The organism is Gottfriedia luciferensis, from assembly GCF_001712755.1.
In the GTDB taxonomy this organism is placed as follows: domain Bacteria; phylum Bacillota; class Bacilli; order Bacillales; family Bacillaceae_G; genus Gottfriedia; species Gottfriedia luciferensis_B.
Map to the genome: position 1 here is coordinate 21,241 of NZ_MDKC01000013.1, position 23,205 is coordinate 44,445.

The 23,205-nt window shown below is 33.9% G+C and carries 20 protein-coding genes and 4 tRNA genes; 23 read left to right on the forward strand and 1 reads right to left on the reverse strand.

All coding sequences use genetic code 11. The annotated features are described in order from the left end of the window. Positions 1-42: 42 nt before the first annotated feature. From ychF to rlmH, 20 genes are all read left to right on the forward strand, one after another. Positions 43-1,143: a redox-regulated ATPase YchF gene (gene ychF / locus BED47_RS10445; protein ID WP_025568957.1), complete on the forward strand. Its 1,101-nt coding sequence runs from the start codon at positions 43-45 to the stop codon at positions 1,141-1,143. A gap of 130 nt (positions 1,144-1,273) precedes the next feature. After that, positions 1,274-1,564, forward strand: coding sequence for a 30S ribosomal protein S6 (gene rpsF, locus BED47_RS10450; protein WP_025568958.1), 291 nt, complete (start codon positions 1,274-1,276; stop codon positions 1,562-1,564). 34 nt (positions 1,565-1,598) lie between these two features. After that, on the forward strand, positions 1,599-2,084 hold the full coding sequence (ssb, locus tag BED47_RS10455) for a single-stranded DNA-binding protein (RefSeq protein ID WP_025568959.1): 486 nt from the start codon (positions 1,599-1,601) through the stop codon (positions 2,082-2,084). Positions 2,085-2,164: 80 nt separating this feature from the next. Beyond that, complete coding sequence (gene rpsR, locus BED47_RS10460) at positions 2,165-2,398, forward strand: 30S ribosomal protein S18 (protein WP_025568960.1); 234 nt, start codon at positions 2,165-2,167, stop codon at positions 2,396-2,398. Positions 2,399-2,530: 132 nt separating this feature from the next. Then, positions 2,531-3,457 carry a YybS family protein gene (locus tag BED47_RS10465; protein ID WP_069033644.1) on the forward strand — a complete coding sequence of 309 codons (927 nt, stop codon included), beginning with the start codon at positions 2,531-2,533 and terminating at the stop codon, positions 3,455-3,457. 91 nt (positions 3,458-3,548) lie between these two features. Next, positions 3,549-5,525 carry a DHH family phosphoesterase gene (locus BED47_RS10470; RefSeq protein WP_025568962.1) on the forward strand — a complete coding sequence of 659 codons (1,977 nt, stop codon included), beginning with the start codon at positions 3,549-3,551 and terminating at the stop codon, positions 5,523-5,525. Next, complete coding sequence (rplI, locus tag BED47_RS10475) at positions 5,522-5,965, forward strand: 50S ribosomal protein L9 (RefSeq protein WP_025568963.1); 444 nt, start codon at positions 5,522-5,524, stop codon at positions 5,963-5,965. Before BED47_RS10470 ends, rplI begins: the two co-directional genes overlap by 4 nt. A 27-nt stretch (positions 5,966-5,992) precedes the next feature. Beyond that, the gene (dnaB, locus tag BED47_RS10480; RefSeq protein ID WP_025568964.1) at positions 5,993-7,351 is read left to right on the forward strand and encodes a replicative DNA helicase; all 1,359 of its coding nucleotides are present in this window, start codon (positions 5,993-5,995) and stop codon (positions 7,349-7,351) included. Between the two features lie 251 nt (positions 7,352-7,602). Further along, positions 7,603-8,892 carry an adenylosuccinate synthase gene (locus BED47_RS10485; protein ID WP_069033645.1) on the forward strand — a complete coding sequence of 430 codons (1,290 nt, stop codon included), beginning with the start codon at positions 7,603-7,605 and terminating at the stop codon, positions 8,890-8,892. A gap of 151 nt (positions 8,893-9,043) precedes the next feature. Continuing rightward, positions 9,044-9,116: transfer RNA gene (locus tag BED47_RS10490), tRNA-Lys, on the forward strand. Positions 9,117-9,135: 19 nt separating this feature from the next. Continuing rightward, positions 9,136-9,207: transfer RNA gene (locus BED47_RS10495), tRNA-Glu, on the forward strand. Between the two features lie 24 nt (positions 9,208-9,231). Continuing rightward, positions 9,232-9,307, forward strand: a tRNA-Asp gene (locus BED47_RS10500). Positions 9,308-9,313: 6 nt separating this feature from the next. Next, a tRNA-Phe gene (locus BED47_RS10505) sits at positions 9,314-9,386 on the forward strand. A gap of 337 nt (positions 9,387-9,723) precedes the next feature. After that, a complete protein-coding gene (yycF, locus tag BED47_RS10510) occupies positions 9,724-10,428 on the forward strand; it encodes a response regulator YycF (protein ID WP_025569158.1) in 705 nt (234 codons plus the stop codon). Next, positions 10,428-12,263 carry a cell wall metabolism sensor histidine kinase WalK gene (walK, locus tag BED47_RS10515; protein ID WP_029715380.1) on the forward strand — a complete coding sequence of 612 codons (1,836 nt, stop codon included), beginning with the start codon at positions 10,428-10,430 and terminating at the stop codon, positions 12,261-12,263. Before yycF ends, walK begins: the two co-directional genes overlap by 1 nt. After that, positions 12,260-13,612, forward strand: a complete 1,353-nt coding sequence (locus BED47_RS10520; RefSeq protein ID WP_025569161.1) for a YycH family regulatory protein — start codon at positions 12,260-12,262, stop codon at positions 13,610-13,612. Before walK ends, BED47_RS10520 begins: the two co-directional genes overlap by 4 nt. Continuing rightward, complete coding sequence (locus tag BED47_RS10525; RefSeq protein ID WP_069033646.1) at positions 13,599-14,396, forward strand: two-component system regulatory protein YycI; 798 nt, start codon at positions 13,599-13,601, stop codon at positions 14,394-14,396. The genes BED47_RS10520 and BED47_RS10525 overlap by 14 nt, the downstream gene beginning before the upstream one ends. 2 nt (positions 14,397-14,398) lie before the next feature. Further along, on the forward strand, positions 14,399-15,193 hold the full coding sequence (locus tag BED47_RS10530; RefSeq protein WP_069033647.1) for an MBL fold metallo-hydrolase: 795 nt from the start codon (positions 14,399-14,401) through the stop codon (positions 15,191-15,193). A gap of 74 nt (positions 15,194-15,267) precedes the next feature. Next, positions 15,268-15,459, forward strand: coding sequence for a CxxH/CxxC protein (locus BED47_RS10535; protein ID WP_387325021.1), 192 nt, complete (start codon positions 15,268-15,270; stop codon positions 15,457-15,459). A gap of 59 nt (positions 15,460-15,518) precedes the next feature. Next, positions 15,519-15,998 carry a 23S rRNA (pseudouridine(1915)-N(3))-methyltransferase RlmH gene (gene rlmH, locus BED47_RS10540; RefSeq protein WP_069033648.1) on the forward strand — a complete coding sequence of 160 codons (480 nt, stop codon included), beginning with the start codon at positions 15,519-15,521 and terminating at the stop codon, positions 15,996-15,998. A gap of 248 nt (positions 15,999-16,246) precedes the next feature. Here rlmH and BED47_RS23210 read toward each other — a convergent pair whose 3' ends face one another. Next, positions 16,247-17,734: a DNA/RNA non-specific endonuclease gene (locus tag BED47_RS23210; protein ID WP_084006860.1), complete on the reverse strand. Its 1,488-nt coding sequence runs from the start codon at positions 17,732-17,734 to the stop codon at positions 16,247-16,249. A 757-nt stretch (positions 17,735-18,491) separates the two neighbouring features. Between BED47_RS23210 and BED47_RS10550 the strand changes: the two genes are divergently transcribed. The 3 genes from BED47_RS10550 (at position 18,492) to BED47_RS10560 (ending at position 22,858) form a co-directional block, all read left to right on the forward strand. Continuing rightward, entirely contained in the window at positions 18,492-19,178 is a 687-nt protein-coding gene (locus tag BED47_RS10550) for a response regulator transcription factor (RefSeq protein WP_069033649.1), read from the forward strand. Then, a complete protein-coding gene (locus BED47_RS10555) occupies positions 19,153-21,234 on the forward strand; it encodes a HAMP domain-containing sensor histidine kinase (protein WP_069033650.1) in 2,082 nt (693 codons plus the stop codon). Before BED47_RS10550 ends, BED47_RS10555 begins: the two co-directional genes overlap by 26 nt. A 136-nt stretch (positions 21,235-21,370) precedes the next feature. Then, positions 21,371-22,858: a WD40/YVTN/BNR-like repeat-containing protein gene (locus BED47_RS10560; protein WP_069033651.1), complete on the forward strand. Its 1,488-nt coding sequence runs from the start codon at positions 21,371-21,373 to the stop codon at positions 22,856-22,858. Positions 22,859-23,205 lie beyond the last annotated feature (347 nt).

A 23,205-nucleotide genomic window follows, 5' to 3' on the forward strand; every position in this document is an offset into this window, starting at 1 on the left:
TAATTGTGAAAGATTAACTAAGTTCGTATAGGAGTGGAAAATATGCCATTAACAGCAGGAATCGTAGGATTACCAAACGTAGGAAAGTCGACATTATTTAATGCAATTACACAAGCAGGTGCTGAATCAGCAAACTATCCGTTTTGTACAATTGATCCAAACGTAGGTGTGGTAGAAGTACCAGATTACCGTTTAGTAAAATTAACTGAATTAGTTCAACCTAAAAAAACTGTTCCAACAACTTTTGAATTTACTGATATCGCAGGGATCGTTAAAGGTGCAAGTAAAGGTGAAGGTTTAGGAAATAAGTTTTTATCTCATATTCGTGAAGTAGACGCAATTTGCCAAGTAGTACGTTGCTTTGTAGATGATAATATTACTCACGTATCTGGAAAAGTAGATCCAATAGCAGATATTGAAACAATTAACTTAGAACTAATTCTTGCAGACTTAGAATCTGTTGAAAAACGTATTGATCGTGTAGCTAAATTAGCGAAGCAAAAAGATAAAGATGCATCTTATGAACATGAAATTTTAGTGAAATTAAGAGATGCATTTGAAAATGATAAGCCGGCTCGTTCAGTAGAGTTTACGGAAGAGCAAATGAAAGTAGTAAAAGGTTTACACTTATTAACGACTAAGCCAATGCTTTATATCACTAATGTTGGCGAGGATGAAATCGCAGATGCTTCATCAAACGAATACGTTGAAAAGGTAAGAGAATTTGCAGCTAAAGAAGGTTCTCAAGTAATTGTAATTAGTGCAAAAATTGAAGAAGAAATAGCTGAGCTAGATGATGAAGAGAAACGTACATTCCTTCAAGAACTTGGAATAGAAGAATCAGGTTTAGATCAATTAATTCGTGCAGCTTATTCTTTATTAGGATTGGCAACTTATTTCACTGCAGGTGTACAAGAAGTAAGAGCTTGGACATTTAAAAAAGGTATGAAAGCACCACAATGTGCTGGCGTAATTCATAGCGACTTCGAACGTGGCTTTATCCGCGCAGAAACAGTTTCTTTTGAAGATTTAGCGACTTATGGTAACATGACAGCATCAAAAGAAGCAGGTAAAGTACGTCTTGAAGGGAAAGAGTATATCGTACAAGATGGAGATGTAATGCATTTCAGATTTAATGTTTAATGAAAATAGCAAGTCAATTAATGATTTGCTATCTTAAAAAAACTATGCTATAATTCTAACTCGTGAGTGATTAATTAAATTGCTCCTTGCCCTTAGTTGGGCCGTTAGACCAAAAGGAGGTGACATTGTGATGAATAAATACGAAATCATGTACATCGTTCGTCCAAACATGGAAGACGAAGCACAAAAAGCATTAGTTGAGCGTTTCAACGGCGTTTTAACTGAACAAGGTGCTGAAATCACAAACGTTAAAGAGTGGGGTAAACGTCGTTTAGCTTATGAAATTAACGATTTCCGTGATGGACACTACATGCTTGTAAACGTTTCTGCTAAACCAGAAGCAGTACAAGAATTCGATCGTTTAGCGAAAATCAGCGAAGATATCATCCGCCACATCGTTATCCGTGAAGAAGAAAAATAATATTTTTTAAATGCTTTAGGGAGGTAGGAATCAGATGATCAATCGTGTAGTACTTGTAGGTCGCTTAACAAAGGATCCGGACTTACGTTATACGCCAAGTGGGGTTGCCGTTGCAACATTTACTCTAGCAGTGAATCGTACCTACTCAAATCAGCAAGGTGAAAGAGAAGCAGATTTTATTAACTGCGTTATCTGGAGAAAGCCCGCTGAAAACGTAGCAAACTTCTTGAAAAAAGGAAGCTTAGCTGGCGTTGAGGGACGTATTCAAACTAGAAGTTTTGATGGTCAAGATGGTAAGAGAGTATATGTAACTGAAGTTGTAGCCGACTCTGTTCAATTCTTAGAACCAAGAAATGCATCAGGTAACCAAGGTGGTTCATTCGGTATGAACCAACAAAATCAAGGTTTTAACGCTGGAAATCCTTTCGAAGCACCATCTCAGAAGCCTAGCTTTAATGATGATCCATTTGGTGGGACAAGCAAAACGATTGATATTACTGATGACGATCTTCCTTTCTAATAATAAAAACAGTGTAATGCTGAACGGTTAGCATTACTAAAAAATTAATTTTTAAGTAGAGGAGGGAAATAACAATGGCAATGGGTGGACGCAAAGGTGGACGTGCTAAACGTCGTAAAGTTTGTTACTTTACTTCAAACGGCATCACTACAATCGACTTCAAAGATACTGAGTTATTAAAACGTTTCGTTTCTGAGCGTGGTAAAATTTTACCTCGTCGTGTAACTGGTACTTCTGCAAAATACCAACGTAAATTAACGATCGCAATCAAACGCGCTCGTCAAATGGCGTTATTACCATACGTAGCTGAATAAGCTAAGTAATAAAAAGTACAGCATTCTAGTGCTGTACTTTTTTTGTATTTATGAAAAAATAAGTTTTATGGTAAAATAAGAAATAGTATGCTTATCGTGAAATAAGTAGGGGTAGTTGAAAGGAGCTTTATTTTGAAATCGACTCGATTTATTACCGAGGGTGCAGTACTATTAGCTATTTACTCAGTACTACTGTTAATATTTAGATTTGTACCGTTTCTCTCAATTTTTATGGCATTCCTTATGCCACTGCCGTTTATTATTCTAAGTATTAAATACTCAATTAAAGAATCACTTTTACTTTGCTGTGTGGCACTAGGATTAACAATTGTGATTACCTCATTTAATTTACTTCCAGTTACTTTAATGTACTCAACAGTTGGTATAGCATTTGGGTATCTATTGAAAAATGAGCGAAGTAAAGGAGAGATATTACTTACTAGTACTTTCTTATATTTAATACATACAGTACTATCGTACATACTATTCAAAGCTGTTTTTCATATTGATTTCGTTAAAGAGAATATAAACTTGGCAACGGAAGCTATCGAAAAAAGTAAGGAACTTAGTGCCAGTCTTGGTACTAACGCCAATGAAAAAGCATTAGATAGTCTTACAAATGCTATTAAATTAATCCCTACATTAATTCCTTCAATACTGTTAATGGTTAGTTTTATACTTGCTTTTTTAACTCAACTTGTAACTTTTCCATTAATAAGAAGATTAGGTTATAAAACTCCGAAATTTAAGCCATTTAGAGAGTTTAGACTCCCAGTAGGATTCATGTGGTTCTTTTTAATTGTAATGATTTTTTCATTCTTCAATTTGAAACAAAGTAGTTTCCTCAGTACAGCAGTGATTAATTTAACATATGTACTTCAAATTTTACTGCTCGTTCAAGGTTACGCTTCAATATTTTATTTTAGTTATTTAAAACATTTTTCTAAAGCGGTACCAATTATTATATTGATCGCAAGTTTTATCATTCAACCATTAATTTATATTGTTTTACTAATTGGAATTGTCTCAATTGGAATATTTAATAGAAGAAAAATTTAAACTTAAAACATATTTGTTACTAATTTGTTGTGAGAAAGTGAATAAACTTTAATATGTAAGTTAGATTTTATTTGGCTTAGGGGTTGAACATATGCAAGATTTTCATAAGAAACAGATGTTTCTTATACCCGTCTATCTTTTAACTGCTCTTTCAGTGTTTCTGATCGGAACTGTAGTCTATATTCAACCTAAAATAGGGATAATTTTTATCGTTATCTTTTTATGCGTTATTTTTCTAGTTGTAAAGTTAGAAATTAAGTACCGCTACGTTTTAGATATGTATATAGAATCAGTTATGTCGAGAGTGAAAAATTTAAGTAACGAAGCAATTACAGAAATGCCAATTGGAGTATTACTTTATGATAGAGAGTACCATATTGAATGGGGCAATCAATATATTTTAAATATTTTAGATGATCGTTCATTAATTGGTAAACACATATATGATCTATCTGAAGGATTAATGGCTTTAATTTCGAAAAAAGAGAAAAAAGAAGATGTATTGAATATAAGTAAAAGAACATATCGGGTAGTTATTAAAAGGGAAGAGCGATATATTTACTTATTTGATGTGACAGAACAAGCACAACTAGAGAAGTTATACGAAGATCAAAGAACAGTAATCGGAATTATTTTACTAGATAATTACGATGAAATGACACAGGGCTTAGATGATCAGGAGCGTTCTAGTGTAAATGGTGCAGTAACAACAATGTTAAATAGTTGGGCTAATAGCAATGGTATGTTCTTGAAACGTGTTTCATCCGATCGATATAGTGTAGTTTTAAACGAAGGTATTCTAGCAGCATTAGAAAATAATAAATTCTCTATATTAGACCAAGTAAGGGAAGAAACGACAAAGCGTAATTTACCTCTTACTCTAAGCGTCGGTGTAGGAGTAGGTAGCTTGAATTTAACCGAACTTGGCCAACTAGCTCAATCTGGTTTAGATTTAGCACTAGGGCGCGGGGGAGATCAAGTAACTGTAAAAAATATTAACGGTAAAGTAAAGTTTTTTGGTGGGAAAACTAACCCTGTAGAAAAGAGAACGAGGGTTAGAGCGAGGGTAATCTCGCATGCATTAAGAGATTTAATGAAGAGTAGCACCAATGTTATGATAATGGGTCATAAGTTACCTGACATGGATGCTCTTGGTTCAGCAGTTGGGATCTTAAAAATGGTAATGCATAATGAAGTGGATGGTTATGTAGTAATTGATAAAGATGAAGTAGATAAAAGTGTTAATCGTTTGATGAGGGAAATGTCTAAAAATGAACAATTTATGTCTTGTTTTATTTCACCCGAAAAAGCAAAAGAACTTATTTCTGAAGATACATTAATAATCGTAGTAGATACTCATAGACCGACAATGGTTGAAGAAGAATCACTTTTAAATGAGACAGATAAAATTGTTGTTATAGACCATCATCGAAGAGGAGAGGACTTCATTAAGGATGCAATTCTAGTTTATATGGAGCCGTACGCTTCCTCTACTGCAGAATTAGTAACTGAGTTGTTGGAGTACCAGCCTAAGAAAATAAAATTAAGCATGCTTGAGGCAACAGCCTTGCTTGCAGGTATTATTGTTGATACAAAGAGTTTTACTTTCCGAACAGGGGCACGAACTTTTGATGCAGCGTCTTACTTACGTTCGAATGGGGCGGATACGATCCTCGTTCAAAATTTACTAAAACAAGATATGAATGAATATATTCGCAAAGCAGAATTGATAGAGGAAGCCTATATGTACAAAGAGGGCTTTGCGATTAGTTTTGGAAAAGACAAAGTAAACTATGATCAAGTATTAATCGCTAAGGCTGCAGATACATTATTAACGATGACTGATGTCATTGCATCTTTTGTTATTGCGAAAAGGTCAGATAATGTTGTTAGCATCAGCAGTCGATCATTAGGGAATATAAATGTTCAATTAATAATGGAAGAGCTTGGCGGTGGCGGTCACTTAACAAATGCTGCTGCACAAATTGAATCTTCTTCAATCAGAGAAGTTGAACAACGTTTATTGAGAATAATCGATGAATATATTGAAGGGAGAACAAACAAATGAAAGTAATTTTCTTAAAAGATGTAAAAGGAAAAGGTAAAAAAGGAGAAACTAAAAATATCGCAGATGGCTATGCAAGCTTCTTAATCAAAAATGGAGATGCTATTGAAGCTACTGCAGGTAATATGAAAACTCTTGAAGCGAAAAAGAATAAAGAATTAAAAGATGCACAAGCCGAATTAGAAAATTGTAAGAAGCTAAAAGAAACAATTGAAACTTTAACAGTAGAACTAAAAGCTAAATCAGGTGAGGGTGGCCGTCTTTTCGGATCAATCACAAGTAAGCAAATTGCAGATGAGCTTAATAAAGTACATGGTATTAAACTAGATAAGCGTAAATTCGAAATGAATGACGCGATTAGAGGACTAGGTGTAACAAATATTAAAGTAAAATTACATCCTGAAGTAAGTGCAACTTTAAAAGTACACGTTAAAGAACAATAAGAAAAACAAGCATCTGGAGGACTAGAAATGAGTGATTTGCTAAATGATCGTACTCCACCACAGAATATAGAAGCTGAACAGGCTGTATTAGGGGCCATACTGTTAGACTCAGAGGCGCTAATATCAACTTCAGAACGGCTTTTACCAGATGACTTTTATCGAGCTGCCCATCAAAAAATATTTGAAGCGATGCTTAAGATTGCTTCAAGGAATGAGCCTCTAGATGTTATCACGCTAACTTCTGAACTAGCTAATCAAGGAGTATTAGAAGAAGTAGGAGGAGTATCATATTTAAATGATTTGCTGGCTTCAGTACCAACGGCATCTAACGTTGAATACTATGCAAAAAGCGTTGAAGAAAAATCTACTTTAAGAAGATTAATAAGAACCGCTACAAATATTGTAACGGAAAGCTATGCGCCAGATATTCCAGTGGATGTTGTACTAAACGAGGCTGAAAAAAGTATTTTAAAAGTAGCTCAGCGCACAAATGTTTCTGGTTTCCAAAGTATCAAAGATGTAGTATTTACTACATTTAGTAAAATTGAGACTTTATTTAATCAACGTGGCGAAATCACCGGTGTACCGACAGGGTTTACTGATTTAGATCGTATGACAGCGGGATTTCAACCGAATGACTTAATTATAGTAGCTGCCCGTCCTTCTGTAGGTAAAACAGCTTTTGCATTGAATATCGCTCAAAACGTAGCGACTAAAACAGATGAAAACGTAGCAATTTTCAGTCTCGAGATGGGAGCGGATCAGCTTGTAATGCGTATGCTTTGTGCGGAAGGGAATATTAATGCACAGGCATTGCGTACAGGTAATCTTGAACAAGAGGACTGGAATAAGCTTACTATGGCTGCTAGTAGCCTAGCTGGTACGGGTATATATATCGATGACACACCTGGTATTAGGGTAAATGACATACGTGCTAAGTGTAGAAGACTGAAGCAAGAGCATGGCTTAGGAATGATCCTAATAGATTATCTTCAGCTTATTCAAGGTAACGGTAAAAGTGGAGAGAATCGTCAGCAAGAGGTATCTGAAATTTCACGATCTCTTAAAGGACTGGCGAGGGAATTAAAAGTACCTCTAATAGCCTTATCTCAGCTATCACGAAGCGTTGAGTCAAGACAGGATAAACGTCCAATGATGTCCGATATCCGTGAATCAGGAAGTATTGAGCAAGATGCGGATATTGTTGCGTTCCTATACCGAGACGATTACTATGATAAAGAATCAGAGAATAAAAATATCATTGAAATCATTATTGCTAAACAAAGGAATGGTCCAGTAGGTACTGTTTCGTTAGCATTCGTAAAAGAATATAACAAGTTCGTAAACTTAGAACGAAGGTTTGATGAGCAAGCACCAGGTGCCTAAAAAATATTGTCATCTATCTGATTTCTACTACTTCGAATCTTATCTAAAAAATAATCACATAGTGAATCTATGTGATTATTTTTTTTTGTTAGGGCAAACTATTTTTATCAAATTCTTTAGTTTGTATTTACGAACAAATAAAACTTAGAACAGAATTATTCAAAGAGATTTATTGACAAATTCCGTAAGTTTGATATACTAGTTTTGGTTTTAGTTCGGAAATAGCGTATTTTAATCGGAGGTGCAGTACATTGTCATCAGTAGTAGTAGTTGGTTCTCAATGGGGAGACGAAGGAAAAGGAAAAATTACTGACTTTTTATCACAACAGGCAGAAGTAGTTGCTAGATATCAAGGTGGTAACAATGCAGGTCATACAATCGTATTTAATGGTGAAAAGTACAAACTTCATTTAATTCCATCAGGTATTTTCTTCTCAGATAAAATTTGTGTTATTGGAAATGGTATGGTTGTAGATCCTAAAGCTTTAGTTCAAGAGCTAGCATACCTACATGATAAAGGTGTTTCAACTGACAACTTACGTATTAGTAACCGTGCTCATGTTATCTTACCTTATCATTTAAAACAAGATGAGTTAGAAGAAGAGCGTAAAGGCGATAATAAAATTGGTACTACTAAAAAAGGTATTGGACCAGCTTATATGGACAAAGCTGCTCGTGTGGGAATCCGTATGGCAGACCTTTTAGATAAAGAAGAGTTTTACGAAAAATTAAAACGTAATCTTGAAGAGAAAAATAATTTATTTGAAAAAATGTATGATTCAAATGCATTAAATATCGATGATATTTTTGAAGAATATTATGAGTTCGGACAACAAATTAAAAAATATGTGTGTGATACTTCTGTTGTATTAAATGATGCAATTGATGGTGGAAAGCGCGTATTATTTGAAGGCGCACAAGGTGTAATGTTAGATATCGACCAAGGTACATACCCATTCGTTACTTCTTCTAACCCAGTTGCAGGTGGAGTAACAATTGGATCTGGCGTTGGTCCGACAAAAATTAATCACGTTGTTGGTGTTTGTAAAGCTTACACTACTCGTGTTGGTGAAGGTGCATTCCCAACTGAACTATTTGACGAAATTGGAAATACAATTCGTGAAGTAGGTCGTGAGTACGGTACAACTACTGGAAGACCAAGACGTGTAGGTTGGTTTGATAGTGTAGTAGTTCGCCACGCTCGTCGCGTTAGTGGTATTACTGATTTATCACTTAACTCAATTGACGTATTAACAGGTCTAGAGACTGTAAAAATTTGCGTTGCTTATAAATTCCGTGGAGAAACAATTACTGAGTTCCCTGCTAGCTTAAAACAACTTGCAGAGTGTGAGCCGGTTTATGAAGAACTTCCAGGTTGGACAGAAGATATTACTGGAGTAAAAACTCTTAATGAATTACCAGTTAATGCAAGACATTATGTAGAACGTGTGTCTCAATTAGTAGGTATTCCATTATCTGTATTCTCAGTTGGTCCTGACCGTAACCAAACAAATATCGTACGTAACGTTTACGGAGCTTAATATAATACAAAGCCCTTAAATAAAAATTTAGGGGCTTTTATTATTTTTTTAAAAAAACTATTGCAAATTTATTAGAAAGTATGATAAGATAAATCTTGTCGTCATAACTAGTACTTAGTTTATGAAGTTAAAGTAATATATTTTAAATTGTGAGCCATTAGCTCAGTAGGTAGAGCATCTGACTTTTAATCAGAGGGTCGAAGGTTCGAATCCTTCATGGCTCATCTTTTCTTAAATGAATGTGGCCCGTTGGTCAAGCGGTTAAGACACCGCCCTTTCACGGCGGTAACACGGGTTCGAGTCCCGTACGGGTCATCCTTTTTTAAATAAAATTATCTTGGTCCCGTGGTGTAGCGGTTAACATGCCTGCCTGTCACGCAGGAGATCGCCGGTTCGATCCCGGTCGGGACCGCCATATAATGGCTCGGTAGCTCAGTCGGTAGAGCAGAGGACTGAAAATCCTCGTGTCGGCGGTTCGATTCCGTCCCGAGCCATCATAAAAACTACTGTATATACAGTAGTTTTTTATTTTATATCGACCTTATGAAAATAGAATAAATCAGTTCGATTTTACAAAAAAACCTACTTAATTTAAAATAGAAGTACGTGGAGTAGACCTCTAGCAACAAGCTAGAGGTTTTTTTCGAAAATCTAGTGTTTATATACAAAAAGAATAACACGTAAGATGGTAGTCGTATTATATTTAGAGAGATAGTCCACAAAACGAAATTGCTATGATAAGTTTATTTGTTGCCTAATTTAATATTAAATTGCAAAAGATATGTATAGAATTGATGGTAGCAAAAACTGACTAGAAAAGGAGTGCGGGGAATGAATAAAAAAATATTAATAGTCGATGATGAAAAACCAATTGCTGATATATTGAAGTTTAATTTAGAAAAAGAAGGTTTTGAAATTGTTTGCGCGTATGATGGAGAGGAAGCATTACAAAAAGTAGATGAGTTTCTTCCTGACCTAGTTTTATTAGATATTATGTTACCAATTAGAGATGGTTTAGAAGTTTGTAGAGAAATAAGAAAGAACCATGAAATGCCGATCATTATGATTACAGCAAAGGACTCAGAATTAGATAAAGTACTAGGTTTAGAAATGGGAGCAGATGACTACGTAACAAAACCATTTAGCACACGCGAGTTGCTTGCCAGAGTAAAAGCAAATTTACGTAGACACCAAACAGGAGCTCCATCTGAAAAAGAGGAGTCAGTTGAAGTTATTATTGGCTCGCTTGTTATCAATCCAAATGCTTATATCGTAACTAAACGTGGCGAGAAGATTGAATTAACTCACCGCGAATTTGAATTACTATATTACTTAGCGAAGCATATTGGACAGGTTATGACGAGAGAACATTTACTTCAAACTGTTTGGGGTTATGATTATTTTGGAGATGTACGAACTGTCGATGTAACAATTCGAAGACTTCGTGAAAAAATTGAGGACAATCCAAGTTATCCACTTTTCATTGTAACTAGAAGAGGAGTAGGATATTACCTGCGTGATCCGGAGCAAGATTAATGGCAGCTTATAATAAAGTTGGTTTATTTAAATCAATTGTATTTAAATTTGTACTTGTTTATATTTTACTCATCTTAGTAGCTATGCAAATTATTAGCGTTTATTTTTCAAGAGAGCTTGAAAAGCAACTCGTAAACAGTTTTACAGTTGCGATAAACGAACGTGCTAAGCTACTGGCTTATAATATAAAAATAGAGTATGAAAAAAAGAAAACTCTTGATGACCCAGAAGTAAAAGCTAATATCCAAAAAATAGTTTCCGACTTTGGAAAGAATATCGGAATATCAGACGTAAGAGTTATTAACCAAAATAGTGAAGTCATTGCAACTTCAGATTCTAGTAATCGGTCTATTGTTGGTAAAAGGACTACTGATATTTTAGTAAAGAGAGCTCTATTAGTAGGCACTAGAACTGAGAAAGTATTAATTGATCCTAAAAATGGTCATCGAATGAAAACAATTGTTACCCCAGTAATGGAAGGTGACGAAATTGTTTCAGCCATTTACACGAGTGCTTCGATGGAAAGTACTTATGAAAGAATGGAATTAATTAACCGTATTTTTTCAACTGGTACACTTATAGCAGTAGCGATTACATCCATATTAGGGATACTATTGGCTAAAGCAATTACAAAGCCAATCTCTGAAATAAGAAGACAGGCCCAAGAAATGGCGAAAGGAAACTTCTCTCGCAAATTAAAGGCCTATAGTGAAGATGAGATTGGTGAATTAACGATATCATTTAATAATCTATCTCGTAATTTACAGCAAGCCAGAGCTTCGACGGATGGAGAAAGAAGAAAGCTTCAATCAGTACTAGAGCATATGTCAGATGGGGTTATCGCAACTGATCGTAGAGGGAAAATTATTCTCTTAAACGATCCAGCTGAAACGATGCTTAATGTTTCACGTGAAACAGTATTAAATAAATCAATCTTAGAAGTATTGGGAATCGAAAAGATTAATACTTTAGATGATTTATACGATGAGCCAGATTCAATCATGTTAGATTATAGTAATAATAAGAGACCAATGATTATCCGAGCGAGTCTTTCAACTATTCAAAAAGAATCCGGTAAAGTTAATGGTCTAATCGCTGTACTTTATGATGTAACTGAACAAGAAAAAATAGAGCAAGAACGAAGAGATTTTGTTTCCAATGTGTCACATGAATTAAGAACACCGTTAACAACGATGAGAAGCTATTTAGAAGCATTGTCAGATGGAGCTTGGGAGAATAAAGAAATTGCACCTAAGTTTTTACAAGTAACTCAAGATGAAACAGAACGAATGATTCGATTAGTAAATGACTTATTACAATTATCTAAGTTAGATAGTACTGAATATCGTTTAATGAAAGATTGGGTTAACTTCACGGAATTATTTAATCGGATAATTGATCGACATGAAATGAGTAAGTCTCAAGAAGTATCGTTCAAACGTGAGTTTATAAGTAAGACAAGATTTGTATTTATAGATGAAGATAGAATTACACAAGTGTTAGATAATATTATTTCAAATGCATTAAAGTATTCACCAGAAGGTGGGACTGTAACTTATCGTATTAAAGAGTCTAGAGATCAAATATTAGTTAGTATAACTGACGAAGGTATGGGAATTCCAAAAGAAAATCTATCAAAGATATTTGATCGTTTCTATCGAGTAGATAAAGCTAGATCGAGACAAGTTGGGGGCTCTGGACTAGGGCTTGCTTTGGCAAAAGAAATGATTTATGCGCACGATGGTCATATATGGGCTAAAAGTGAAGAAGGAAAGGGTACAACAGTCTATTTCACACTTCCAGTGGCTGATGACCAAGAGGATGAGTGGGAATGAGAAGAGAACATATAAAATCAGTTGTATTAACTACTCTTGTTATCGTAAGCTTAGTTCTTTCATATAGCTTATGGTCATATCAACCAACATACGATGTACTTCAAAATCAAGACTATGTCCAAAAAGTTTCGATTGGTGCAAAAAGAGACTTTAAGGACATAGTAATTCCGAATTTATTAGTTGTTCATGAATCAAATAAGAATTATGAAACAACTAAACAGGGGAATATATCACCAATTTATAGATCATTGCAGAAATCCGAAATCACGAATTTTGAAAACCTGACAAATAAAACATCTGAAGTTGCCTACCAGTCAATTACAAAAGGAAAAAATAAATTAGAAATTATTTTTCCAACTGTAGTGCCAGTAGAGACATTAGGTAAAGTTCTTAATCTAGATGCAAAACGATTACAAAATGTTTTATTTGACCGAATCATCATCAATTTATCTACTAAACAGGATTCTTCAGCAAGGATTTATTTTTCAAATGAAGCACAAAGTATTCTCTATGGAGCAACCTTTGATAACTCTTCAATTATTGCTTCTGTTGAAAAGATTCGAGACAATTACGAAAGCTTTACTGAAAGCTTAAGATATAAGTTAGATTCAGGTAAAATAATTTATTTACCTAAAAAACCAATCAAACTAACTACGATGGAGTATCTTACAACGGATATTGATGTTGATAAATTAAAAGATGCTATATTTAGTGATCCATCAAATGTCCGAAAAGAAAGTACCGATTCAGGAGATACATTCACAGATGGTACTAGACTAATGTCAGTTTCACCATTAAATCGAGCGATTTCATTTGTTAACCCGACAACACCTGAAAACAATAATAATCAAAGTCCTAATTTATTAGTCCAAAGAAGTGTTGATTTTATTAATGCTCATGGTGGCTGGACTGATGGATATATTTTGTCTGGTGTTAAACCTGAGAATAATGAAGTTTCATTTAGACTTTTTGTAAATAATTTACCTGTGTATAATAATTCAACAATTACGACGAGTTGGGGAGTAGACGATATAGAAACCTTTAAGCGTCCATTGTATAAATTTAGAATCCAGGTGGACAAGAAGGATAGTGAAATGGAGTTAATGTCAGGTTCACAAATTATGGACATCATATCTAATAATAAGTCTATTAATAAATCCCTTATAAAGGATATTAGCTTAGGGTACGAGACGATATTTGATGAAGATAAATCAACAATCAATCAACCGTACTATAACAGAGCAATCCTGTTAAAACCTGTTTGGATCATAAATTATGATGATACCTATAAGAAGATTGATCAAGATATGCTAAGTAGAACTGGGGTGAATATTGTTGGATTGGAGTAGAATCAAAACAATATTTATTTTAACTTTCTTAGTATTAGATTTATTTTTAGCGATTCAATATTATCAAAAGCGAAGTAGTGATCAGTTTGATACGATGGCGGAATCGAGTATTGAGGACCAATTAAAGGAAAATGATATCACATATGTGACATTACCTAAAAATTCTTTAAAGGAATCTTATATATCAGGTAATAGTAAGGATTTCTCGAAGAAAAATTTTGCTGATCGAAAAGGACAGAATATACAAATCTATAAAGATGTATTACAAAGTCAATTAAAAAAACCAGTTCCAATTGCAGAGACAAATAAAATACTCTTCTTAGAGAACTTCGTGAAGGAGTATGTTTGGAATGGTGGTAACTATCATTATTGTCAAATAGATCCAACGTCAAAAACGATATACTTCTGTCAAACCTATAAAGATCGCGTAATTTATAATATCGAAAGCTCAGTAGTTGAAATAAAGTATAACGATAATAATGAGATTTATGGGTATCGCCAAAGATATTTAGAAAACTTAAAAGAAATGATCGATAAAAAGAATGTCCAAGAAGCTTTACCAGCAATTAAAGCCATTGAAAATTTATTCGTTAAAGATGAATTAAAACCGAGTGATCGAATTACAAAAGTTGATTTTGGCTATTATACAGTAATCCCGTTATCGAATGGAGTTAAATTCATAGCACCAGCATGGCATATCGTTGTCAATGAAAAGCAGGATTACTTTGTAAATGCTATTGAGGGACAAATAATTAAGATAGATAAAGAACAATGGAGTGAATAGCGATGAGTCTGCATTTTAGTGTACTTGCAAGTGGAAGTACCGGAAATGCGTTATACGTTGGGACGGAGAAAACTAAGCTTTTAGTTGATACAGGACTAAGCGGTAAAGCGATGGAGTCTTTATTTAAAGAAATCAACAGGGATATAAAAGAAGTTTCCGGCATTCTAGTCACGCATGAGCATAGTGATCATATTAAAGGACTTGGAGTTCTTGCCAGAAGATATCAAATCCCAATTTACGCGAACGAAAAAACATGGAAAGCAATGAACCATTTAATTGGAGACATTCCAACAGAGCAAAAGTTCATTTTTAACATGGAAACAACGATTCAGTTTGGGGATATTGAAGTTGAATCATTTGGTGTATCACATGATGCTGCTGAACCAATGTTTTACGTATTTCATCATAATGAGAAAAAATTTGTTACAATTACGGATACAGGCTATGTAAGTGACCGAATGAAAGGGATCATTTCTAACGCAGATATGTATATTTTTGAAAGTAACCATGATGTCGAAATGTTACGCATGGGTAGATATCCATGGAGCATTAAGCGCCGTATTTTAAGCGATGTTGGTCACGTATCAAATGAGGATGCTGCACTAGCAATGTCAGATGTAATTGGGGACAAAACAAAACGTATTTATCTTGCTCATTTAAGCCAAGATAATAATATGAAAGAGCTTGCCAGAATGTCTGTTACTCAAACATTAGAGGGAAAAGGGTTTGAAGTTGGGATGCAATTTGAAATTCATGATACGGACCCTCAAAAACCAACAGATATAGTGTATGTATAAAACAAAGCGCATACTTAAGGGGAGAGTTTACTTTCTCCTCTTTTTTTTGTGCTAAAAAAAGGAGCTGTGTATAAGTGGAAAAAATAATTTTAAGCTGTGATGAGCACATAGAATGGGCTCTTGACGATTTTGTGGATAAGTATAGTGAAACACCCCTGTTGAATAAAGTCGAAAAAACGCATAATATATCCACAACCTGTGAATATTGTCAAAATGATGCCATATATATTGTATCGAACATAGATTCCCCCACTAAATGTGGATAGAAATTGTGGGTATGTGGATAACTTTTGTGTATAACTTGTTCGTAAAGTGAGGATATAGTGTGAATATCTCAATTATCAGTGTTGGAAAGTTAAAAGAGAAGTATTTAAAGATGGGGATCGATGAATACATAAAACGATTATCTAGTTACGCAAAAATGGATATTATCGAAGTCCCAGATGAGAAGGCACCAGAGAATTTAAGTGATGCAGACATGCTAATCGTAAAGGAAAAAGAAGGCGAAAGAATTTTAAGTAAAATAGCAGAAGATGCTTATGTAATTGCACTAGCTATTAAGGGGAAGGAACATACATCTGAATCACTAGCAAAAAAAATAGATCAACTTGCCACATATGGAAACAGCAAAGTAGCATTTGTGATTGGTGGGTCATTAGGTCTAAGTGATGCGGTGATGAAAAGAGCGGATGATACATTGTCATTTTCAAAAATGACTTTTCCACATCAATTAATGAAGTTGGTTTTAGTTGAGCAAATTTATCGTTCATTTAGAATTAATAGGAATGAGCCGTATCATAAATAATAAGGAAATTATTAAAATTAATCTTCTGTAAAAAGACGCAAGAATGTTGTTAAATCAACATTTGATCTTGTCATATTTAAATGATGAGATGTCAAGGATGCAAGATAAAATTAATAAATCTCAACGTTATTTAACGGTATAAGCAGTAAAATAGAAAAGGGAATGTGCCACAAAAAGTTGGATCACATTCCCTTTTCTATGTATATAGGCTAATTTCCTATCAGAGGTGAAGAAACGATTCTCTAGACTTAATTTGTAGGACCATTGTCAACGCTAGCTTCAATGGCACTTTGAACGTTTGCAGGCACTGAAGATAGGAAATCATAACCAGTCAAAGACTCAATAGAATCTACACTTACCCTATAGTAACTCCAAGGATGGCTAGAAGTGGTTTGATCATTTGGTAGGACTACAGCAATTACTCTCGTAGAAGCTGTAACTCGACTTAAATCATTATTTCCATTAGGTAATACAACGATCACTTTCCATGTTTTTGCTGGTACCACAACGCCATTCCCAACAGTAGTCTTATATCCATTAGACCCAGTGCCTCCTGATCCATAGCCACCAGATACTACATATAATTCATTTCCAGCAGTTACAAGTGAACGACTATACTCTTCTAAATTTGCCCAAGTAACTTCGTTGTTGTTTGGAGCTTGTGGAATCATATTGCTCATTAGAAAAGTTGCTGAATTGTTAGCAACAGTAGATGTTCGGTCAGCTGATGGACACATATGACCTCGATCAAATCCGCTTCCTGAAAATTCACTAGCAGTAACTTGATACCAGCCTGATGGCAATGTTGTATCAGCACGGAAATCATCCTGACGAGCGGCACTTCCAAGATCAGATGAACCTACATGCCAGCTAACCCAGTTAGGCTCGTGTTTGCTATTGTTGTAAGATAGATCATACTGAGATTTAACCATTAGATAATTATTAGAATTAGATGTATTACTTGTTGCGCCACTTGGGTTTCCTAATCCAATATGATCATTATCAGTGCCCGTTTGTGTTTCTGTTGAAGGTTCTGCTGTGGAAGACGAATTTTGAGGAACTATACTGCTCGTATTCACAAAGTCATTAGCATTATTATTCGTGTCCCAACCATTCCCTTGGCCTTGGGCAGTTCCACCATTGTTGTCCTTACGTTCTACACTTGTTGTAGCAGAAAGAGTACCTACTGGTGTAGTTTCTGAATCATTTGCAGAGCCGAAACCAACAAAATCCACGACATTTGAATCAGCTGAACCTGATACCGCAGTCGTAGCTTTAGCTAATGCAACTTTTCCGCTGCTTGCGCTTAAGTTGATTGTACCTGTAACATCCGCAGTTGGAAGGTCAATCGTTCCGCCACCGCCGCTTGCTTCTTTAATTAATATATATTGATGTGCTCCAATGCTTCCTGATAAATTTGTAATGTTACTGAATGCACCAGTAGAAGAGGCATATTGAATAGACCATCCAGATAAGCTAACACTTGAATTTGTCGGATTATAAAGTTCAATATAATCATTTTTATAGGAAGAACCGCTATTACCTCCACCACCATAAATTTCGCTGATCACAACATGGGTTCCCACAGCAGCCTGTGCGGGTTTATTAAATAAATTCCCAAACGTACCACCTAAAAAGACTAAACTAGTACAAACAAGAAGCGCTGTATTTCTCTTAAGATTTCCTTTAATTTTTTTAGATAATCTAATCTTTTGTTCAGATCGACTTTCTAACATATAACAAAAACCTCCTAATAAGTTTTAAAATTGATTTATTGAATGAATGGAGTAGTAAGAGCATTAATTGCCCATGGTTAAAGAGAAGTAAAAAACAAATTATTCGTTGGTTCAAATGATGAGATTCTGGTTGAAGATTCTTTGTGTACCCTAGTTTCTGCAATGCAATATGTACAATACAAAAGGTGAAAAAATAACGACCTTTTTGAAATTAAGCAAAAAAAAATACTGTTTAAAGTTGGATTTACGTAAATTATCTTGCTACCGGTCTATGTAATCCTAAATAGCCTTTTAAGCACCTCCTTAAGTGTTTTTTGTAGTTTTGCTTTTTTTTACAAACGAAAATATGATATGGGCAAAAAATCATAAGATCAACTTCTTATCTATTCACAAAACATAGACCGTATGACTTAGATCTATAATCTGTAATCATTTAATTTGCCTATTTCCACAATAGCATAATTAAATTTGGAATAGTTTTAATTTTTTGTAAAAAGATAAAAATCTTTTATTATAACTCTAACAATGTGGTTACCATAAATTAGTTAAAATAATGAGTGAAAAATGCGTACCTCTTATGGAAAATAAGAGGATTTTAATTGATTTTATATATGAGAGCCATTATTGATTTTTTATAATCATAAGAAAATCTTAAGATTTACATAGAGAGGTTATTAAGATTTTACTGATATCATCTTCTTACATGAAAAATAAAGAGGTGATAAAATTTTGAAAAAGGGAAATAGGAGAGAAATACATGAACATATTAGTTTGCGATGATGATCAGTCAATTGTAGAGGCTATTTGTATTTATTTAGAAAATGAAGGTTACAGCATGTTCAAAGCCTTTAATGGAGTAGAGGCTCTGGAAATCATCGAAAATCAGGAAATCCATCTCATTATTATGGATATTATGATGCCTAAGCTAGATGGGATTCGGACTACGATGAAGATCAGAGAAAGTTATGGAGTACCTGTCATTATGCTGTCTGCGAAGTCCGAGGATTCTGATAAAATTTTAGGCTTAAATTTAGGAGCAGATGATTACATAACAAAGCCATTCAATCCTTTAGAGCTCATCGCACGAGTTAAATCACAACTGCGGAGATATACAAGCTTAGGTAGTCTTGAAACAAAGAATAGTTTATATCGTAGTGGAGGGCTAGCAGTCGATGATGAAAGTAAAATCATTACAATTGATGGGGAAGTTGTTCATCTTACTCCAGTTCAGTATAAAATTGTAAAGCTCTTGACTGAAAATGCTGGTAGGGTATTTTCAATTGAAGAAATTTATGAAAGAGTATGGAACGAAACGGCTTTTAATCCCGAAAATACTGTATCAGTCCATATACGAAAAATTAGAGAGAAAATCGAAATAAATCCTAAAGAACCAAAATATTTGAAGGTGGTGTGGGGAGTTGGATATAAGGTCGAGAAAATATAGTCATTCGTTAACTACAAAAATAATTGTATTTACGCTTGTTGTTCTTTTCTTTTCAGGTATATTAAAATCGATTGCAAATATAGAGGCTTTAACCGACGATGATTTTGGAATAGTCTTTGAAGATAATTACTTTCTCAGCAAATCCTATATGCAAGAAGTTAAACCAATTATTACTAGCCTGACTCAGTTAGTAGTTGAGTATAAAAGTGAAGAGAATATTTCAAAGGGTGGAGCAATTAGCACAGAGGATATGAGATCAATTGAAGAATCTTTATATCCCGACTTTACGGAGAGGTCAAAAATATATAATCCAAGTTTAAGTGAAGAAGAAAACTTTGAAAACTTTAAAAAGGCTTATACAAAAGAAATTAATCAAGCAAAGAATCAGATGGTAACGGATGATTTAAAAAGATATCAAGGTTTAATGCAAATTTTAGGAGAAAAGAAAGATCTATTATATTATGCCACTGATGGAGTTAATGAGTTTACAAATAACACTTTAAAAGGCCAATTCAAAGGGAACCCTTCCTATGTAATTTATAAAAATTATAAAACAGAAATTTATCCAGCAACAATTGAAAAGAATAAGCGTTTTAATTGGATTACCGGAAATTTACATCAGTTAAATGAAAAAAATATGGAAGTTTCTATAGCGTTCACGCAAGATGCTTTGAATCAAAAAATAAAAGAATGGAAAGAAGATAAGTCAATTGCGACGAAAGCATTTATTCTGTTTATAGGATGTACAGTCGGATTCTTATCATCTTTTGTGTACTTAGCACTTATTATAGGTAGAAAAGCATTTAATGATCGAGAACTTCATTTAAACACAATTGATAAATTATTTAATGATGTTAATGTTGTATTGATAATGGCTCTAATTTCCTCTTGGGTAGCATTAGTAGACATGCTAACAATAGAGGTCATTAATAAGTTAGTATTTTTCCTTACAATTCCGTTTCTGATCGTGGCACTAGTGCTAATTTTATCAATCATAAAACAGATTAAAAACGGAACACTGTTAAAACATACATTAATCTATCTTTCATTAAGTAAGTTTTTTACTTTTATTAAAAATGTCTATAATAGTGGCAGTACTGGTGTTAAAACGGTTTTACTTGTAGTTGGCTATCCAATCTTAATTGCGTTAACATTTTTTATATTCCCAATCACGATCGGCTTTGCTGCGTGGTTTGCATATAAACAAGTAAAAAAATTCAATGCAATTAAAGAAGGCATCGAGCAAATAAAAGCAGGCGATTTCAATCACCATATAGAGGTAGATGGGAAAGGTGAGTTTGCAAGTCTTGCTAATAATATAAATACCATTACAGATGGTTTGAAAACAGCCGTTAATCGTGAACTAAAGAGTGAGAGGATGAAAACTGAGCTTATCACGAATGTATCACATGATATTAGAACACCATTGACGTCAATTATTACGTATGTTGACTTATTAAAAAAGGAAAAGGACCCTATTAAAATACAAGAATATGTAGGAGTTTTGGATCAAAAATCGCAAAGATTAAAGCTATTAACTGATGATTTATTTGAAGCAGCCAAAGCGTCTAGTGGAACAATTCCTGTTCATCTTGAGCGTATAGATATTTTATCGTTATTAACCCAAGGCTTGGGTGAAGTTAATGCAAAAGTAGAAGCTTTAGATTTAACATTTAAAATAAATCATCCCAAAAATAAACTCTTTGTTACAGCGGATGGAAAACTATTATGGAGATCTATAGAGAATCTATTATCTAATATATTTAAATATGCACTCAGAGGATCAAGAGTATATATTGATATAGAAGATATGGGGAATGATATACTTCTAACTTTCAAAAACATTTCTGCTTATGAATTAAATATTTCGGCTGATGAACTAATGGAACGATTCAAAAGAGGCGATGAATCGAGAAATAGCCAAGGTAGCGGTTTAGGTCTTTCAATAGCGAAAAGTCTAATTGAAATTCAAAAAGGGCAGTTTTCAATTCAAGTTGACGGTGATTTATTTAAGGCGATGATTCGAATACCTAAACAAAATAGTTTAATTTCTTAAGATCAAATAATTAAGATCTAGCACTCCTGTTCAAATAGGGGTGCTTTTTTATTGAAGGAGACAAGGAGGTAAATCACGAGTCATGCAGAAATCCAGGAAAACAAAGTATACTTAGAATGGATGAATAGAACGACAAATTCAATTAGGGGGGATTTATAGATTGAGGGGAAAAGTAAAAAGAACACTTATAACATTATTAACAAATCCGATTTTCTTAATTGGATACTGGGTTTTTGGACTAAAGTTAGCTTCAATATGCAAGTATGGAAGTATTGATAAAAATCTACCTATTTTATTAGTAAGCATAGCCCTATTAATATTGGTCATTTTATTTACCATAATAAGAGTTATAAAAGGCAGCGAGCGTAAACCGAATAAACTATCAGACTTAAAAGTATGGAAATTTATTTCTATTGTCTTGTTTGTTGCTATTACATTATTTTACGGAGCGAACATATATAAAAGTGCGACTAATTTTGGCGGTAAACTTGCGTGGTATATAGAACGACTAAAAAATCAAAGATCAATTAAATTTGAGCATAACAATATCTATCAATATGGCGTAGAAGGTATTTTTGAAGATATTAATAATAAACATACATTACCCAAGAAATTATATATGGAAAATAATTTTTCCCTTAAATTTAATTCAGATGGATTAATTACATCCTTTGATACATTTGTTTATGGGAAGAATGACAATGGAAAAGAAGAAAGCTTTCTAATAACTTATGATAAAAATAAGTCAGAAAATATTACCGTATATTTACACGGTTATGCCGCTCCTAATTATAATGATGACAAACTGTTAGATCCTTTAATTGAAACCGCTAATGTGATTCCAATTAAAAAAGCAGTTAGCAAATGGAATGAAAGTCAGTATGGATTGATCTATTACGGTAAAAGAAATTGGGGATACAATACAAATGGAATCATCAATATCGATAAGGATGGAAAAGAATATAGTCCGGAAACAGCAAGTAATGAAATCATTGGCTATACAGTATCCTTATTTATCCCTGGGATGGAAAAAGAGATTACACCTGCTAGGTATAACTTAATAGGTAATCCAAAATGGAGCAAACCATCTACTACCCCAAAACAACCTACTTCAGATGAGAAGAAAGACGAGCAAACTAATACAAAGGAACAGTTTTTTCTATCGAAAGAAGTTGGTTATAAACTAAATGTTGCAGATAAAGCATTAGGAAGCACATTTTATTCATTAAGCAAAACCACTGATGGTGGAAATGTATGGACTATTATTAATAATGACCCATACAGCGGAACAGTTGGTGGCGCTTCGGGCATCGTTTTTTTGGATGACAAACTCGGATTTTTAGGAGCAGTTAATCCATCCGGTAATGAAGGAACCTTATACCGCACAGACGATGGGGGCAAAACTTTCAAAAAAGTAAACTATACATCTCATGAAGTAAAGTTGAACAATGGACAGGCTATAAAACCTTTTGACACACCAAGTATGCCATTTATGATGGGCGGAGTTTTAAGCATGTTGGTTGGTCAAGGTTCAGATGGGGATTATAACGGGAATAGTAGCGAACTTTATCAATCAAAGAATAAAGGGCAAACTTGGAAATTTGTCCAGGAAATTAAAAAATAGATCGGATTAGAATGTAGAAAGATCTCTCAAAAAATTGAGAGATCTTTTTTTATGTTCTTAACTTGCGAGTAGAGATAGAATCGCAAGAGAAAAAGCTGAAAAGGATTACTAATTTAATCCAAAAAATGTAAATCTATAAAATTTGTAGAATGACAATTCACAAATTCCCCCAAATCCATTCATATAAAATACTTATGTAAAACAATAACAACAGGAAGATTACTCCAAATTATTAACAAAATCTGACAAAGTTCTTTCTTCACTTTATGCTAAATTTCCCCAATTTACTGTCTATAATACCCCAATTATAATGAAGAATGGCAATTAATTTGTCATAAAATTTTAAA

Coding starts and splice junctions, on each gene's coding strand:
- BED47_RS10550 (WP_069033649.1), top strand. CDS start 18,492: ATGAACATATTAGTTTGCGATGATGATCAGTCAATTGTAGAGGCTATT.
- ssb (WP_025568959.1), top strand. CDS start 1,599: ATGATCAATCGTGTAGTACTTGTAGGTCGCTTAACAAAGGATCCGGAC.
- rpsR (WP_025568960.1), top strand. CDS start 2,165: ATGGGTGGACGCAAAGGTGGACGTGCTAAACGTCGTAAAGTTTGTTAC.
- walK (WP_029715380.1), top strand. CDS start 10,428: ATGGCAGCTTATAATAAAGTTGGTTTATTTAAATCAATTGTATTTAAA.
- ychF (WP_025568957.1), top strand. CDS start 43: ATGCCATTAACAGCAGGAATCGTAGGATTACCAAACGTAGGAAAGTCG.
- BED47_RS23210 (WP_084006860.1), bottom strand. CDS start 17,734: ATGTTAGAAAGTCGATCTGAACAAAAGATTAGATTATCTAAAAAAATT.
- BED47_RS10470 (WP_025568962.1), top strand. CDS start 3,549: ATGCAAGATTTTCATAAGAAACAGATGTTTCTTATACCCGTCTATCTT.
- dnaB (WP_025568964.1), top strand. CDS start 5,993: ATGAGTGATTTGCTAAATGATCGTACTCCACCACAGAATATAGAAGCT.
- rplI (WP_025568963.1), top strand. CDS start 5,522: ATGAAAGTAATTTTCTTAAAAGATGTAAAAGGAAAAGGTAAAAAAGGA.
- yycF (WP_025569158.1), top strand. CDS start 9,724: ATGAATAAAAAAATATTAATAGTCGATGATGAAAAACCAATTGCTGAT.
- rpsF (WP_025568958.1), top strand. CDS start 1,274: ATGAATAAATACGAAATCATGTACATCGTTCGTCCAAACATGGAAGAC.
- BED47_RS10530 (WP_069033647.1), top strand. CDS start 14,399: ATGAGTCTGCATTTTAGTGTACTTGCAAGTGGAAGTACCGGAAATGCG.
- BED47_RS10520 (WP_025569161.1), top strand. CDS start 12,260: ATGAGAAGAGAACATATAAAATCAGTTGTATTAACTACTCTTGTTATC.